Raw genomic sequence first — 14,616 nt, 5'->3', positions numbered from 1 at the left:
CAGGACACGCGCGGCCACACGCGGCCGCAGCGTTGCCACTGCACCTTCGCGCGAGCAGTGTGCGAAGCGTGGCTCATGCGCTGGCGATCACGAGAACAGCCCAAACAGCCGCTTCTTCGGCTTGGCGGCCAGTTGCCGGGCCAGCTCGTAGCTCTCGCGCACGTCCGCACGTTCGTGCAGCGCCAGCGAGCGCTCGAAGGCGGCGACCGACGCGGGATAGGCACCGAGGTTCATGTGGCAATTGGCTTCCATCATGTACAGCTGCGCCGCCGAGCCGGGATCCGCCTGCACCACGGCGTCGTCGAGCAGGGCGCGTGCCGCGTCGCAGGCCGGCAATGCGCTGCGGTAGTCCTTGAGCACGTAATGGCAGTTGGCCTGGTAGTAGTGCGTGTAGAAGTCGTCCATGCCGTCGCGCTGCACGGCGAGGAAGTCCTGCAGTGCGGCCTTGGCGTCGGGCAGATGGTACAGCAGCAGGTAGCCGCGTCCGTGCCGTGCGCGCGTGAGCGCCTGCAGGTCCTGCTGCTGCGTGGCCTCGGCGATCAGAGAGGCGTAGGCATCGACCGCGGCCGGGTAGTCGCGCGCCTCGCCGAGTGCACTGGCGTGCACAAACAGCGTGTCCAGGTCGTGCGGATTCGCCTCCGCTGCCGCCTGCGACAGGGCGGTATCCACATGCTCCGGCTGCAGCCGGCCCAGCGCACGCGCCGCGGTGAGACGGTGGTGCGCCTGTACCAGCGCATACATCCGCAGCAGTTCCGGATCGGCCTGGGCGTCGTCGGGCAGCGCTTCGAACTCTTCCTGCGCCGTATCGGCGATCTCCAGCACGTCGGCATGGCGGCCAACATGGTTGAGATGGCTGCATGCCGCCTGCGCGCAATCCAGGAACAGCGGCGTGTCCAGTTCGTAGTCCATCATCAGGGTCAGCGCCAGATCCGCAGCCTCGGCGCGCATGCCCTGCTGGCGATAGGCCTCGCGCAGGTTCTGGTACAGGAACTGGAACTGGCTGTGGCGCAGCCCTTCTTCGAGGATGGCCTGCGCCTGCGCGTACAGGCCCCGGTCCAGGTACAGCAGGCCGAGATTGTTGCAGCACATCGCGAAGGTATGCGTGTCGGTGTTGCAGGTGGCGGCCTCGCCCTGTTCCAGGGCTTGCCGGAACAGCGTGGTGCCGTGCTCGTAGAGGGCGAACTGCACCGCGTCGACGTAGCCGGCATCGGCCGGCTCCATCCCGGCGTGTTTCCATTTGCCGATGGAGACGCCGGCGCTGTAGTAGTGGCAGGCGTTGCCGTCGCGGAAGTCCAGCTGCAGCAGCTGCGGCGACTGCCCGGCAGGCAGCGATTCCATCTCGAACAGGCGGACCTGCAGGTCCACCTGCGGCTGCAGCGCGTGGGCGTTGCGGTAGGCGCTGATCGCCGATGCGGGTTCGTCCAGCCAGTAGTGCGCGCTGCCGAGCAGGCGGTGCGCCTCGGCGTCGTGCGGGGCCAGGCCGATCGCACGTCCGGCCCACTCGGCGACGGTGCGCAGCGCCTGCCGGCGGTCGCTGGTGAAGTGCGCGCTGCGGTCGAGGTAGATCAGGCACTTCAGCCGCCATGGCGCCGCGTCGCCCGGCACGGCCTGGATCCGGGCGTCGCAGCGCTGCATCAGCACATCGAGGTCGGCCTCCTGCAGATGGTTGAGCACGGTCGTGCCGGACCACAGCCTGTACAGGCCGTCGACGTCGTTCTGGCGAAGGGCGGCCATGCCGCGTTGGATCAGGGTCTGCATGCAGCGGATGCTCTGGAAAGACGGTGCGGGACCCGGCAGCAGCGCGCGGCAGCGTCTCCCGCAGGGCGACGTTGCGGTAGATAGACGAGCCAGTTGCGGTTTTCCCTACCGCGACCGCGGTGCGCCCGGCGCCGGCGACGCTGCGTCGCCGCTACGGCGCCGCCGCCCAGAAGCGCTGCTTGTACTGCACGAACCGCTGGCGGCCGACGGTGTCGAACCAGGACAGGTCGTAGAACGGACACACGACGGCACTGCGATCGCGCGGCGGCAGCGCATCGAACAGGAGAGGCGGCATCGGCGCTGTGCCTCGCCGCCTGCAGGGCCTCCCGGCAGCGCCGGCGGGCGCCGATTTGCGATGATGCCGGTCTCGTCCCTCGATCCTGATGTCATGAATCCATCGCGACCTGTTTTGCGTTTCGCCAGCGTGTTCGGTGCGGCCCTGGCTGCCATGACCGGCCTGTGCGCTGTCGCCGATGCCACGCCGCCTGCCGGTGCCGTCACGCGTTGCGGCTGGTTCGACAATCCCTCGCCAGGCAACGCCACGCTCGTGGACAAGGACGGCGAGTGGACGGTCGGCCAGCAGGGCGGGCACCAGGCCGAGGGCACATGGCCGACGTTCTCCCAGGCGCGCTGGGTGGCGACCGGGACGGGCAGCGCCGGCTACGGCTGCGCCTGCCTGAAGGTGCATGCGCGTGACGACACCCGCGAGGTGGCCGCGATCGAGTCGGCGACGGCCCAGCCGTTGAAGACCTGCCGGCAGGACAAGGCACTGCGGGGCAGGGAGCCGGAGAATCCGCTGAAGTAAGAGGTTCGCTGCGCGGCGGATTGGCGGATTGGCGGATCGGCGCTGATTCGGGCAGCGTCGCTGTCGAGTCCGCAGACCGCGAAAACGAAAAAAGGAGCCTGGGCTCCTTTTTTCGGTGGTTCACTTGCATCGTAGAAAGCAAGTGACGCTATTTGGAGCGGGAAACGAGACTCGAACTCGCGACCTCAACCTTGGCAAGGTTGCGCTCTACCAACTGAGCTATTCCCGCTTGGGAGCCGCGCATTCTACACGCCTGCCAGCAGGTGCGCTAGCCCTTCGTTGCAAAAAAATGTCCGTCGCTGCCCCAGGGGGCGGCAGCGGTTCCGCCGCGCCCAACGAGTCGCCACGGTCGACTCGGCCCGGCTCACGCCGCCAGCCACCACCACGCCAGCAACGCCGCCAGCAGCGTGGCGGCGCCGCCCAGCAGCCGCGGCCGGCGCCACCAGTGCCGCGGCTGGCGATCGATGGCATTGGCACCGGCAAGACGCAACAGGCCGCGGGCGAAACCGTGGCGATCCATGCTGCGGTCGCAGGCCTCGACGCACGCGCCGCAGGCGGTGCAGGCGTAATGCGCACCATTGCGCGGATCGATGCCGGCCGGGCAGGCCTGCACGCAGGCGTCGCAGGCCACGCAGTCGCCGAGTTGTTCGGCGCTGAACTTGGGCAGGGTGCCGGCATACGCGGCCAGGGCCTCGCCGCGGCTGCCGCCCTGGCCGGCGAGCTGGGCGATGCTGGCGCGCACGGCATAGTCGCGGGCGGTGACGGGGTCGAGCAGGCGCCGCCCGCGCTGGGCGATGCTGCCAGTGCCGCATGCGCGGGCGCCACGCGGTTCGCCGCGCATCGCGTCGTAGCCGACCAGCGGCGTGTCGCGGTCGCACAGCAGCGGTTGCAGGCGCGCGTACGGGCACAGGTAGCGGCAGACCTGACTGCGCAGGAAGCCGGCGTTGCCCCAGGTGGCCAGTGCATAGAACAGTACCCAGAACGTCTCCCCACCGCTCCAGGCGAACGGATGCAGGCGCGCGACCAGGTCGGCGATCGGCACGAAGTAGCCGACGAAGCTGACCCCGGTCCACAGCGCCACGGTCGCCCACAGCAGGTGCCGTGCCGCGGCCGGCCAGTCGGCGAAGCGCCGTTCGATCCAGGCGAAGGCATGGCTCCACACCGTCTGCGGACAGGCGAAACCGCACCACGGGCGCCCGGCCAGGGTGGTGAGCACCGCCAGCGAGGCCGCGGCGGCGCCCAGCGCCAGCAGCAGCCAGCCGACGTCGTGCGGCCACAGGGTCCAGCCGAACACGTCGAAGCGCCGCGCCGGCAGGTCCAGCAGCAGCGCCTGCCGGCCCTGCCAGCGCAGCCACGGCAGCAGGTAGAAGGCGGCGAACAGCAGCCACAGCACCACGCGTCGGAACTGCGTGTACCGATGTGGCGGCGCCGGTCCTGCCGTGGTTGCGGCGGAGGTGACGACATGCAAGTGGATCGGGCGAGGCATCGGCAGCCGGCTCAGGACAGCGGCGCGGCGTCGCCGTGCGGCGCCGGACGCAACAGGAAGCCGGTCAGCAGGCTCGAGGCCAGCGTCGCCAGCCAGAACATGAAGAAGCCCACCGTATAGCCCAGCTCGCGGCTCAGCTGGCGGCCGGGGAAGGTGATGTCGCGCAGCGCCAGCGGATCGACCAGGGCGAAGAACAGCACGCTCATCGCGCCGGCCACCAGGAAGCTCGGCCACAGGATCACCCCCAGCCGCTGCACCAGCGGGCGTGGCGTACCGGGATCGAGCGGGTCGAGCAGCGGATCGTCGGGAGAGGCCATGACGGTGGATTCCATCGCGAAAGGAGGATGCGGCATGCGCCAAGGGGGCAGCGCCACACACGTCGCCGCGCCTGCCAGCCGCCTGGCCGCCGATCCCCCGTCGACACCGGCGTCGGCGCATGCCGCAGCGGCAGACTAGGCAGTGCCGGCCGTGCCGACATTGATCCTGATCAAGGCCGCCGCGGTGGCGGCGTGGAGACTGTCGGCGTCGAGCGACGTGGAGCGGACCATGCAGGACCAGATCGAGGGCATGCCCTTGCCGGGGCCGGACCTGTGCAGCGAGGCCGAGGTGCAGGCGCTGGTGGAGACGTTCTACCGCCGCGTGCGCGCCGACGCCGATCTGTCGGCGGTGTTCGCCGCGCACATCGAGGACTGGGACGCGCACCAGCAGCAGCTGTGCGATTTCTGGTCGGCGATGCTGCGCGGCACCCGCCGCTTCCGCGGCGCGCCGATGCCGCGGCACATGGCCATGCGCGAACTCAGCGCACTGTTGTTCCAGCGCTGGCTGGGCCTGTTCCGCGCCACCACCGCCGAGCTGCCCAACACGCCGATGCGGCTGCTGGCCGACGACATCGCCCAGCGCATCGCCGAGACGTTCTGGCGCCGCCACCAGATGAGCTGGCGCCCGTTCGAGCCGGCATCGCCGCTGCCGCCGGCTGCGTGCGCGGATTGATCCAGGTCAAGGCGGCCGTGCCGGGCGCCGCGCATGCTCGGGGCATGGACATCCTGACCGCGCCCGATCCCTCCGCCGCCTGGACCTTCGACGCCGACCTGCTGCGCCGCTACGACCGTCCCGGCCCGCGCTACACCTCGTACCCGACCGCGCCGCATTTCCAGACCGGTTTCGGCCCGGCGCAGTTGTTCGCCGCGGTCCAGGCCAGCGATCCGCGGCGGCCGCTGTCGCTGTACGTGCACGTGCCGTTCTGCCGCAATCCCTGCTTCTATTGCGGCTGCCATCGGGTGATCACCCGCGACCCGCAGCGCGGCCGCACCTACGTGCAGCGGCTGCTGCGCGAGGCCGCGATGATGGCCGCGTGTTTCGAGGGCGAGCGCGAGGTGGTGCAACTGCACCTGGGCGGGGGTACCCCCAACTTCCTCGCTCCCGAGTTGCTGGGCGAACTGGTGCAGGGCCTGCGCGGGCTGTTCCGCTTCAGCCAGGCGCCGGACCGCGAGATGTCCATCGAACTGGACCCACGCACGGTGACGCCGCAGGACATCGCCGCATTGGCCGAACTGGGCTTCAATCGCGCCAGCCTGGGCATCCAGGATTTCGACCCGCTGGTGCAGCAGGCGATCAACCGCCGCCAGGGCGTGCACGAGACGCTGGACATCCTGCGCGCCTGCCGCCTGCACGGCATGCGCTCGGTCAACGTCGACCTGATCTACGGCCTGCCGCGGCAGACCCTGGCCGGGTTCGAACAGACCCTGGAGACGGTGATCGCGGCGCGCCCGGACCGCCTGGCGGTCTACGGCTACGCGCACATGCCGCAGCTGTTCAAGGCGCAGCGGCGCATCGCAGACGCCGATCTGCCCGATGCCGAGCAGAAGCTGGCCCTGCTCGGCCTCGCGGTCAGCAGGCTCTCTGCAGCGGGCTACCAGTACATCGGCATGGACCACTTCGCGCTGCCGCAGGAAGACCTGGCGCGCGCGCAGCGGCAGGGCAGCCTGCACCGCAACTTCATGGGCTACACCACCCACGCCGACACCGACCTGCTGGGCCTGGGGGTCAGCGCGATCAGCCGCATCGGCGCCAGCTACAGCCAGAACCAGCGCGACCTGCCGGCCTGGGAAGCGGCCGTGGACGCCGGCGACAGCCCGGTGCTGCGCGGCCTGCAGCTCAGTGCCGACGACGCCCTGCGCGCCGAACTGATCCAGCAGCTGATGTGCCAGGGGCGGGTGGACGCGGCAGCGGTGGCGCAGCGCCACGGTATCGACTTCGCCAGCTATTTCCGCGAGGAACTGCGCGCACTGGCGCCGCTGTGCGCGGACGGCCTGGCCGATTATCGCGACGGCGTGGTCCAGGCCACCCCGCGCGGCCGCCCGCTGCTGCGCCTGATCGCCATGTGCTTCGACCGCTACCTGCGCCAGCCCGACCAGCCGGCGCGCTACTCGCGCGCGATCTGAGTGCCGCGAATCACGCTTGCCGTTGGCATCCCCGGTGCCGCCGTGGCGGCGGTGCCGGGGACTTTTCGGTGGCGGTACTTAGGGCTGCCGATGCTGGCATGTGGCCTCTCGTTCTCGAGCGCATGGCGGATCGGCATGGCCCCGCGGTTCACAAGCGCCGCGCGATCAGGCACGCTACGCGCCACCAGGCCCGGATGGCGAAACTGGTAGACGCATCGGACTTAAAATCCGCCGGGGGCGACCCCATGCCGGTTCGATTCCGGCTCCGGGCACCATTGGTGCGTAAGAGTTTCAGTGCTTCATGCGGCTCCGATCGGCTTGGCCGCTGTGCAGTTTTTGTGCAGCCGACTAAATCGCTAGCGCTTCGGTGATGTGCTGTGGTGTCAACTGGCGCGAGGAAGCCGGAGCAGCTGCAGGGTCTTCAGTGGCCTGTAGCCACTTTCACCGCGTAATCGGTCACGATCAGAAAGAGGCTTTCTAGGAGTACGGAACGCTGAATGTCCGGAATTCCTGAAAGTTGAAGATACCTGCACTGCTGCATCAGGTCATGCAGGATCGGTGGACGTGGCGGAATGCGTAAGCCGAGACCGAAGATTGGCTGAGACCAAAGCGCCGCCCCCGGAATTGGGCTTGGATCTCGACTCCCACGCAATAGACCCCAGTCGTCTTAACACTTTGGAAAGAGAAGCTGGCTAGAGTCGGCGGCGCTCGCTTGCCGCTCGTGCGGCAGCGACCGACGCCGGAAGGATGCCGCGTTGCCGCATTCGACCGCCCGCAGGACGAACGGGAGACGACAGGATGAGTCGATTTGCATGGATGTGGGGGGTGCTCTGCTGCGTGGCGCTCGTGCCGGCCAGGGCTGAGGTGCCATCGGAGTGCGCGGCGTTGTATCAGGATGCCGGCGCGGTTCCAGGCACACAGAATTGCCGTAGCGACGCAGGCAATGCCGACTTCGGTCTCGGCACGTACTACTGCAATAATCCCGACATCATCGCCGAGTATTGCGGCGGTGCGGCGACGAAGCCCTGGGATGTAGGGAAGAACAACCAATGCAGCGTGACCTCCGGGTCCATCCAGGTGGGCAATCCAATCAACGCGGCGCTCGGTATCAAGCTCCAGACCGAGGTCGATGTGCGCGATGCACCCGGTCACCTGTCGCTGCAGCGCCACTACAGCAGCGTAGCCATCGATGCCAATCCGGGAAGCGTCTTGGGGCCGCGCTGGAGACACAGCTTCCAGATTGCGCTGACGTCCGCTGACGAGGGCAGCACGCCGGTGCGCCGTCTCAACCTGCCCAGCGGCGACAGCTATCGCTTCGTCAACCAGGGGCAGGACGTGTGGCAAACCGACGCGGACGTGCAGGAACGCCTGCTGCCGGTGATGCAAGGCGGGGCGCAGACCGGCTGGGACGTCGTGGGTGCCGACGAAACCCGCTACCGCTTCGATATGAATGGGAAGCTGGCGCGCATCGCTTACCTCGATGGCGACATCCTGACTCTCCGCTACACCAGCGGCGGCGCGCTACAGGACGTCACCGACGTACGTGGCCGCCGGCTGCAGTTCACTTATTCCAATGAACGATTGGCCTCAGTCAAGCGGCCGGATGGGCGGCAGGTGAAGTATGCCTATGTCCAGCAGAACCTGAGCAAAGTCCAGTACCAGACCACGGATGCCACGACGCCGGCGTTCTCCACCCTGAGCTACGTCTATGGCGACAGCAACGATCCGCTGCTGCTGACCGGCATCGTGGATGAATCCGGCCAGGCCTATGCAAACTGGGAGTACGACAGTCAGGGCCGCGCCGTGGCAAGTCGCCACGGCGGCGCGGACAGCGACATCGACCATGTGGCGATCAGCTTCGGCTCCCAGCAATCGCAGGTGACCGACGCGCTGGGCAATGTCGTCACCTATTCGTACGAGTTCGCCCTTGGCCGTGCCAAGCAGACGGCGGTTGACCAGCTGTGCAGCCAATGCGGAGCTTCGCAGGTCAGCCAGCGCAGCTACGACGCCAACGGATACCCGGATCTGCTCACCGACTTCAAGGGTGTCACGACCGATGATGACTACGACAGCCGCGGCCTGCTGACCCAGAGGATCAGCGCGGCCAACGATACGGACGGGCAGAAACGTACGGAGCAGACCGACTGGCATGCCGATTTCAGGATGCCATCCGAGCGCCGCATCTACGATGCGTCGAATGCATTGGTGTCGAGGTGGAGCTGGACCTACAACACGCGCGGTCAGGCGCTCACGGCTTCGCGTACCGACCCCGCCACTGGTACGACCCGTACCTCTACGACGACCTACTGCGAGCAGGCCGACGTCGATGCGGGCCGCTGCCCATTGGTGGGCCAGGTGACTTCGGTGGATGGCCCGCGCAGTGACGTCACCGACAAGGTGACGTACGCCTACTACGCCACAGACGACAGCACTTGCGCCACGTCCCCGACCACCTGCCCGCACCGCAAGGGCGATCTGTGGAAGGTGACCAATGCGGTCGGCCAGGTCACGGAGTACCTGGCCTACAACGGCGCCGGCCGCGTGCTGTCGGCGAGAAACACCAATGGCGTGGTCACCGACTACACCTATCACCCGCGCGGCTGGCTGACCGCCAGCAAGGTGCGTGGGGCCGACGACAGCAGCGAGAACGACGATCGCATCACCGCGATCGACTACTGGCCGACTGGCCTGGTCAAGCAGGTGACGCAGCCCGATGGCGCGTTCACCCGCTTCACCTACGACGCGGCGCACAGGCTGACCGATATCGCCGACAACGCAGGCAATACCATCCACTACACCTTGGACAATGCCGGCAACCGGCTCAAGGAAGACACCAAGGACGCGTCTGGCACGCTCAAGCGCACCTTGTCGCGCATCTACAACCAGCTTGGCCAACTGGCCACGCAGGCCACCGCGCAGGGCGATCCGACCGACTTCGGTTACGACGCCAACGGCAACACCAAGACCGTCACCGACGCGCTCGGTCACGTGACCCAGAACGATTACGACCCGCTGAACCGGCTGGCGCGCACCCTGCAGGACGTGGGCGGCATCGCCGCCGAGACCACCTTCGGCTACGACGCACTGGACAACCTGACCAAGGTCACCGATCCCAAGGGCCTGGACACCACCTACGCCTACAACGGCCTGGGCGACCTGACCAAGCTCACCAGCCCGGACACCGGCAGCACCACCTACACCTACGACAGCGCCGGCAACCGCGCCACCCAGACCGATGCGCGCAACATCAAGACCAGCTACGGCTACGACGCGCTGAACCGGCTGACCCAGGTCACCTATCCGACCACCAGCCTCAACGTCAGCTATACCTACGACGTCAGTCAGACGACCTGCGCCAGCGGCGAGACCTATGGCGTGGGCCGCCTGACCCGGATGCAGGACGGCAGCGGCAGCACCGACTACTGCTACGACCGCTTCGGCGATCTGGTGCGCAAGGTGCAGACCACCAACGGCAAGGTGTTCGTGGTCCGCTACGCCTACACCAAGGCCGGGCAGCTGAGCCGCCTGACCTACCCGGATGGGGCGGTGGTGGACTACGTGCGCAACGCCCAGGGCCAGACCACCGAGGTCGGGGTGACCCCACCCGGCGGCACCCGCCAGGTGCTGCTGAATCAGGCCACCTACTATCCGTTCGGCCCGGTGGCCGGGTGGACCTACGGCAACGGCCGTCCGATGCAGCGCGTGCTGGACCAGGACTATCGCCCGTTGGCGGTCAACGACACCCGCAGCGATGGCCTGGCGGTGGGCTTTGCCTTCGACCCGGTCGGCAACCTCAGCGCGCTGACCGCACCGGGCAACACCGCTCCGGTCATCAAGCTGGACTACGACCCGCTGGGCCGGCTGACTGCGTTCAAGGATGGTCCGACCGACACGGTGATCGACGGCTACACCTATGACGCCACCGGCAACCGCCTCAGCGCCAAGGTCAATACCAGCACGCAGACCTACAGCTATCCGACCACCAGCCATCGCTTGAGCAGCGTGGCCGGTACCGCACGCAGCTATGACGCAGCCGGCAACACCACCGCGATCGGTGGCACCGCCGTGCAGTACGTATATGGAGCAAATGGCCGACTGACCCAGGTCAAGCGCAGCGGCACCACCGTCGCGAACTATGCCTACAACGGCCGTGGCGAGCAGGTGCGGCGTGTGGGCAGTACCAACACCTATACGTTGTACGACGAGAACGGCCACTGGCTGGGCGACTACGACAACAACGGTGCTGTTGTGCAACAGGCGATCTGGCTGGATGATCTGCCGGTGGGCGTGCTCGCCAAGACCACGCTGCGGTACGTTCAGCCGGATCACCTGGGCACCCCGCGCGCGGTGATCGATCCGGCGCGCGATGTCGCCATCTGGCGCTGGGATATCAAGGGCGAAGCATTTGGCACCACCACCCCTGATCAGGACCCGGACAAGGACGGCGCAGCCTTTGTATTCAACCTGCGCTTTCTAGGCCAGCGCTACGACGCCGCGAGCGGACTCAACCAGAATTACTACCGCGACTATGAACCTGGGACGGGGCGTTACGCGCAAAGCGATCCCACGGGCCTTCCGGCGAGTATTTCCACGTTTTCTTATGTAGATTCGAATCCTATCGGTGCATCCGATATTTTTGGGTTGCAGGCATCTAGGGCGATTGGATTCAGATACGTCCCCCCAGTGTACGCAGGTGACCGAGACAGAGAGCTGGAATTCAACGAGCCAAAGGTTGAGCTTCCCTCCCCTCTTGAGGTGATGATGCCCGCGTTCAATCAGATGACCATCATCCCGGCAATGTGCCCTATGCCATAAAGATGGTCCAAGCATGCACGGACGCCCATGATGAAAGTGACTGCGACACGCAATGGCAAAATGCCTATAAGAGATGCCGCGACCTTATCTATGAACAAATGCTGCAGCGGGCCGGCAGGAAGAAGAAACGGAGTGTCACCGGGGTTACCGGCGGGTATACTGATCTGTACCGCTGCGCAGCAGGACTGGTGAGCGAGCGTTGTGGCGGAAATTCTGTGGACTATGGGAGATGAGAGTGGACATACCGAAGGAATTGAGGGAAATCAGAAGACATGTGGAGAAGCGCGATTATCAAATCGCACTTGACATGTGCGACGATATTCTTTCTTCGGATCCATTTAATGATGAGGCTTTGCGTGAGAAATCATCTGCTCTTGTAGGGTTGGGGGATTTGAAAAAGGCGACACAAATTCTGTCAGATTTATCTGACAGAACAAACGAGCCGGCAGATTACTTTGACTTGGCGGGAGTGCACATTAGGTCATCAAATTATCCCGGGGCAATTAGTTCCTTGGATGCCCTCATGGAAGTTAGTGAGCGAGAAGAATACGATTATTATGTTAGCTCTGCACTGTTCTTGAGGGCTTTTGCATTAATCGAAATTGGCGAAGTGGGGCGCGCCCGAAGCGATGTAGTTCGAATTCCTGATGGCATGAGGTTTTGGGTGCCTGGACGGGGTTTGGTAGACGTAGAAAGCCTGAGGTCTAGGTCTGATAAAAGACCAAGCTTTAAACCGTCATGATGAGCTTGAGCGGGGCTGTACCTCAGGTCCCGGCTCATCGGCCAAAACGTCTGCGTACGTAGACGTTGACTGCGATGCGAAGTGCAAGACTCCAATCATTCGACGAATCAAGCAGATCACCAACCTCGCCATCCCCTCCATCAAGAACGGCACTTAACCGACAAGGTGACGTACGCCTACTACGCCACAGACGACAGCACTTGCGCCACGTCCCCGACCACCTGCCCGCACCGCAAGGGCGATCTGTGGAAGGTGACCAATGCGGTCGGCCAGGTCACGGAGTACCTGGCCTACGACGGCGCCGGCCGCGTGCTGTCGAACACCTACACGCTGTATGACGAGAACGGCCAATGGCTGGGCGACTACGACAACAACGGTGCGGTCGTGCAGCAGGCTATCTGGCTGGACGATCTGCCGGTCGGCGTGCTAGCCAAGACCACCCTGCGCTACGTGCAGCCGGACCACCTGGGCACGCCGCGCGCGGTGATCGACCCGGTCCGCGACGTGGCGATCTGGCGCTGGGATCTGAAAGGCGAGGCCTTCGGCACTACCGCTCCGGACCAGGATCCGGACAAGGACGGCACTGTGTTCGTGTTCGATATGCGCTTCCCGGGCCAACGTTACGACGCGCTGAGTGGGCTCAATCAGAACTACTTCCGCGATTACGAGCCGAGTAAGGGACGATATGTGCAGAGTGATCCCATCGGGTTGAGCGGCGGCATTGCTTCTTACGCGTACGTGTCGAGTAGTCCACTTTCCGCTTCTGATCCGAGTGGGCTCGCTCCGATGGTGCTGCCGCGTCTCAATCCGGTATTGCCCAGGCTGATCCCGAGAACTGCGCCGCTTCCTGTGGATCCGGTGATGCCGGTTCCCTCGGAGTCTCTGCCCTACAGTGAGAGCAGGGGGTTGCCGCGCACGGATTCCTGCAAACCAGCCGAAATGGACATTTGCAGGGCTCGGTGCCCAACACGGGTCGAGGGCTGCTATGTGTCTATCAGTTGGAAGACAAAGGGAGCTCAGAACGGTAGACCGATCAAGTCGGAACAGCGCACGGTCAATTGCAATTGCGCTGACGAAGAATTCTTTGCCTGCCAATGAGGTGGCTGCATGAAAGTTGACGAAATTTATTACCGGCTTACCTACTTGGATCCGGCAATGCGCTTGCCCGTCATAAGAGCTTACGTTTGTCTGGGGGTGAATCTTTCCGATGAAGACGTGGAGGGAGACACCTGGTACTTTCAAGACGTCTTTAGTTACCATGAATCTGGTTCAGCTCTGACCGCAACAGAACCCGACATTCCAGTGGTATGCCTGACAGAGGACGAGTTGAAGGGCGACATGCTGGATGCAGATCGGCTCCATGATTTGTTGGAAGAGATCAGGGTCAAGCGCTACTAACGTGAACTCCCCTGATTCACCGTGATGTGGTTGAGTTGCGAGTGAGGCGGTTGGATGAAGAATGTCGGTTCAATTTATTACAGAGTCACATATCTTGACCCGAAGATGCGCTTCCCAGAAATAAGAGCTTATGTGTTCCTCGGAGTGAATCTTTCTGACGAAGATGTGGATGGTGATACCTGGTATTTTCAAGACGTCTATAGCTATTACGAAACTGGTTCAGCATTGACGGCGACGGAACCGGGCACTCCTGTGGAATGCCTCACTACGGAGCAGTTGAAAGGGGATATGTTTGATGTCGATCAACTCCGTGCTTCATTGATAGAGGTCAAAGCTAGGTACGGATGGTGAAATGGCCCACGTGTGGCGCTAGCTGCTGCTGGCGTCACCAGACCTTTAGAGCGGCTAACACGACCCAGCGAAGCGGTTCTGGCTATGCGCCGCATCGCAGGCAGTACGAGTGCTACGACAAGATGCGTCAACGACGCAAGAAGGGGCGTGTTAGCCGCCGCTCTAAGGAACCGACTTTGGCGAGGCGGCTTCAGGCTGGTTCCGGTCGTTCACGGTCTAACCCGGAGCTACTGCTCTCGCCGAAAGCTGTCGTACGAGCAAGAACGCTTTGGCCGGCAGCTTCAGTCCTGGAGGCAGTCGTTATAACGTGAGTGCTGAATGCGATGCAGATGAAAAGCTGCGACGAAACTGTCAAGCCTTGAAGGATAGTATACTCAACACCTGCTATCGCCTGCCTCCAAGAAAAAGAATGGCATGTTATGAGGCAGCAAATACAAGCTATCGTCAATGCATGGGATACGAATAATGGCAAGTGATCGCGGAAGCGTTGTGGCTGAAAGAGTTCTTCTTTTCTCTGAATCCAGCAACAAGGAATTGAAGGAATTTAGAGTGAGAATTTTCTCGCCAACTAAAGTTGAGCCAGGTGATTCAAATGCTCGGATTGATGATGGAGCCGCAAAATGCTTAGTGGAATTTCTGGGAATTTCCGTGCCAGGCATTTATATTTATGGCATAGATCATGTCCATGCGCTCAAACAGGCCGCGGATGTGGACTTGCTTTTAAAGGGAATAGCCAACAAGTATGGATATAATTTCTTTTGGGGCTCTGGCGAGCCTTATTTCGAAGACTGAGCACATTCGCTGCTTCAAAGACATGATT

Annotated in this window: 12 protein-coding genes, 2 tRNA genes and 1 pseudogene; 10 read left to right on the top strand and 5 right to left on the bottom strand. The window is 64.1% G+C overall.

Annotated elements, in window-relative coordinates:
* Nucleotides 1-87 precede the first annotated feature (87 nt).
* Entirely contained in the window at nt 88-1,758 is a 1,671-nt protein-coding gene (locus SLW56_RS17125) for a hypothetical protein (protein ID WP_295911413.1), read from the bottom strand.
* Between the two features lie 151 nt (nt 1,759-1,909).
* A complete protein-coding gene (locus tag SLW56_RS17120) occupies nt 1,910-2,053 on the bottom strand; it encodes a hypothetical protein (protein ID WP_267113786.1) in 144 nt (47 codons plus the stop codon).
* A 63-nt stretch (nt 2,054-2,116) separates the two neighbouring features.
* Here SLW56_RS17120 and SLW56_RS17115 point away from each other — a divergent pair, with 63 nt between their 5' ends.
* The gene (locus SLW56_RS17115) at nt 2,117-2,563 is read left to right on the top strand and encodes a DUF4087 domain-containing protein (protein ID WP_320695220.1); all 447 of its coding nucleotides are present in this window, start codon (nt 2,117-2,119) and stop codon (nt 2,561-2,563) included.
* 153 nt (nt 2,564-2,716) lie between these two features.
* On the opposite strand, the gene SLW56_RS17110 is transcribed toward SLW56_RS17115, so the two are convergent.
* From SLW56_RS17110 to SLW56_RS17100, 3 genes are all read right to left on the bottom strand, one after another.
* Nucleotides 2,717-2,792: transfer RNA gene (locus SLW56_RS17110), tRNA-Gly, on the bottom strand.
* A gap of 135 nt (nt 2,793-2,927) precedes the next feature.
* Entirely contained in the window at nt 2,928-3,959 is a 1,032-nt protein-coding gene (locus tag SLW56_RS17105; RefSeq protein WP_152239478.1) for a 4Fe-4S dicluster domain-containing protein, read from the bottom strand.
* Between the two features lie 101 nt (nt 3,960-4,060).
* Complete coding sequence (locus SLW56_RS17100; protein WP_051067605.1) at nt 4,061-4,366, bottom strand: hypothetical protein; 306 nt, start codon at nt 4,364-4,366, stop codon at nt 4,061-4,063.
* A gap of 142 nt (nt 4,367-4,508) precedes the next feature.
* Between SLW56_RS17100 and SLW56_RS17095 the strand changes: the two genes are divergently transcribed.
* From SLW56_RS17095 to SLW56_RS17055, 9 genes and pseudogenes are all read left to right on the top strand, one after another.
* Nucleotides 4,509-5,039: a group III truncated hemoglobin gene (locus SLW56_RS17095; RefSeq protein ID WP_017912671.1), complete on the top strand. Its 531-nt coding sequence runs from the start codon at nt 4,509-4,511 to the stop codon at nt 5,037-5,039.
* Between the two features lie 44 nt (nt 5,040-5,083).
* A complete protein-coding gene (gene hemN, locus SLW56_RS17090) occupies nt 5,084-6,490 on the top strand; it encodes an oxygen-independent coproporphyrinogen III oxidase (protein ID WP_295935477.1) in 1,407 nt (468 codons plus the stop codon).
* A gap of 188 nt (nt 6,491-6,678) precedes the next feature.
* Nucleotides 6,679-6,765: transfer RNA gene (locus tag SLW56_RS17085), tRNA-Leu, on the top strand.
* A 523-nt stretch (nt 6,766-7,288) separates the two neighbouring features.
* A complete protein-coding gene (locus SLW56_RS17080; RefSeq protein WP_320695219.1) occupies nt 7,289-11,305 on the top strand; it encodes an RHS repeat-associated core domain-containing protein in 4,017 nt (1,338 codons plus the stop codon).
* A gap of 235 nt (nt 11,306-11,540) precedes the next feature.
* Nucleotides 11,541-12,047, top strand: coding sequence for a hypothetical protein (locus tag SLW56_RS17075; protein WP_320695218.1), 507 nt, complete (start codon nt 11,541-11,543; stop codon nt 12,045-12,047).
* Between the two features lie 315 nt (nt 12,048-12,362).
* Nucleotides 12,363-12,827, top strand: a pseudogene (locus SLW56_RS17070) (RHS repeat-associated core domain-containing protein); the annotation flags it as partial.
* 327 nt (nt 12,828-13,154) lie between these two features.
* Nucleotides 13,155-13,445 carry a hypothetical protein gene (locus SLW56_RS17065; RefSeq protein WP_320695217.1) on the top strand — a complete coding sequence of 97 codons (291 nt, stop codon included), beginning with the start codon at nt 13,155-13,157 and terminating at the stop codon, nt 13,443-13,445.
* Between the two features lie 54 nt (nt 13,446-13,499).
* Nucleotides 13,500-13,796 (top strand): hypothetical protein, encoded by a 297-nt coding sequence (locus SLW56_RS17060; protein ID WP_320695216.1) that lies wholly within the window; start codon nt 13,500-13,502, stop codon nt 13,794-13,796.
* Between the two features lie 465 nt (nt 13,797-14,261).
* On the top strand, nt 14,262-14,588 hold the full coding sequence (locus SLW56_RS17055; protein ID WP_320695215.1) for a hypothetical protein: 327 nt from the start codon (nt 14,262-14,264) through the stop codon (nt 14,586-14,588).
* Nucleotides 14,589-14,616 lie beyond the last annotated feature (28 nt).

It is taken from the genome of Xanthomonas sp. LF07-6, assembly GCF_034105445.1.
In the GTDB taxonomy this organism is placed as follows: domain Bacteria; phylum Pseudomonadota; class Gammaproteobacteria; order Xanthomonadales; family Xanthomonadaceae; genus Xanthomonas_A; species Xanthomonas_A sontii.
The sequence above is the reverse complement of the archived record's forward strand: the minus strand, read 5'-3'. Positions and strand labels throughout refer to the sequence as shown.

Excerpts from the sequence above, each read along its gene's own strand:
- SLW56_RS17060 (WP_320695216.1), top strand. The coding sequence starts at position 13,500 with ATGAAGAATGTCGGTTCAATTTATTACAGAGTCACATATCTTGACCCG.
- SLW56_RS17055 (WP_320695215.1), top strand. The coding sequence starts at position 14,262 with ATGGCAAGTGATCGCGGAAGCGTTGTGGCTGAAAGAGTTCTTCTTTTC.
- SLW56_RS17120 (WP_267113786.1), bottom strand. The coding sequence starts at position 2,053 with ATGCCGCCTCTCCTGTTCGATGCGCTGCCGCCGCGCGATCGCAGTGCC.
- SLW56_RS17100 (WP_051067605.1), bottom strand. The coding sequence starts at position 4,366 with ATGGCCTCTCCCGACGATCCGCTGCTCGACCCGCTCGATCCCGGTACG.
- SLW56_RS17065 (WP_320695217.1), top strand. The coding sequence starts at position 13,155 with ATGAAAGTTGACGAAATTTATTACCGGCTTACCTACTTGGATCCGGCA.
- SLW56_RS17115 (WP_320695220.1), top strand. The coding sequence starts at position 2,117 with ATGCCGGTCTCGTCCCTCGATCCTGATGTCATGAATCCATCGCGACCT.
- SLW56_RS17080 (WP_320695219.1), top strand. The coding sequence starts at position 7,289 with ATGAGTCGATTTGCATGGATGTGGGGGGTGCTCTGCTGCGTGGCGCTC.
- SLW56_RS17125 (WP_295911413.1), bottom strand. The coding sequence starts at position 1,758 with ATGCAGACCCTGATCCAACGCGGCATGGCCGCCCTTCGCCAGAACGAC.
- hemN (WP_295935477.1), top strand. The coding sequence starts at position 5,084 with ATGGACATCCTGACCGCGCCCGATCCCTCCGCCGCCTGGACCTTCGAC.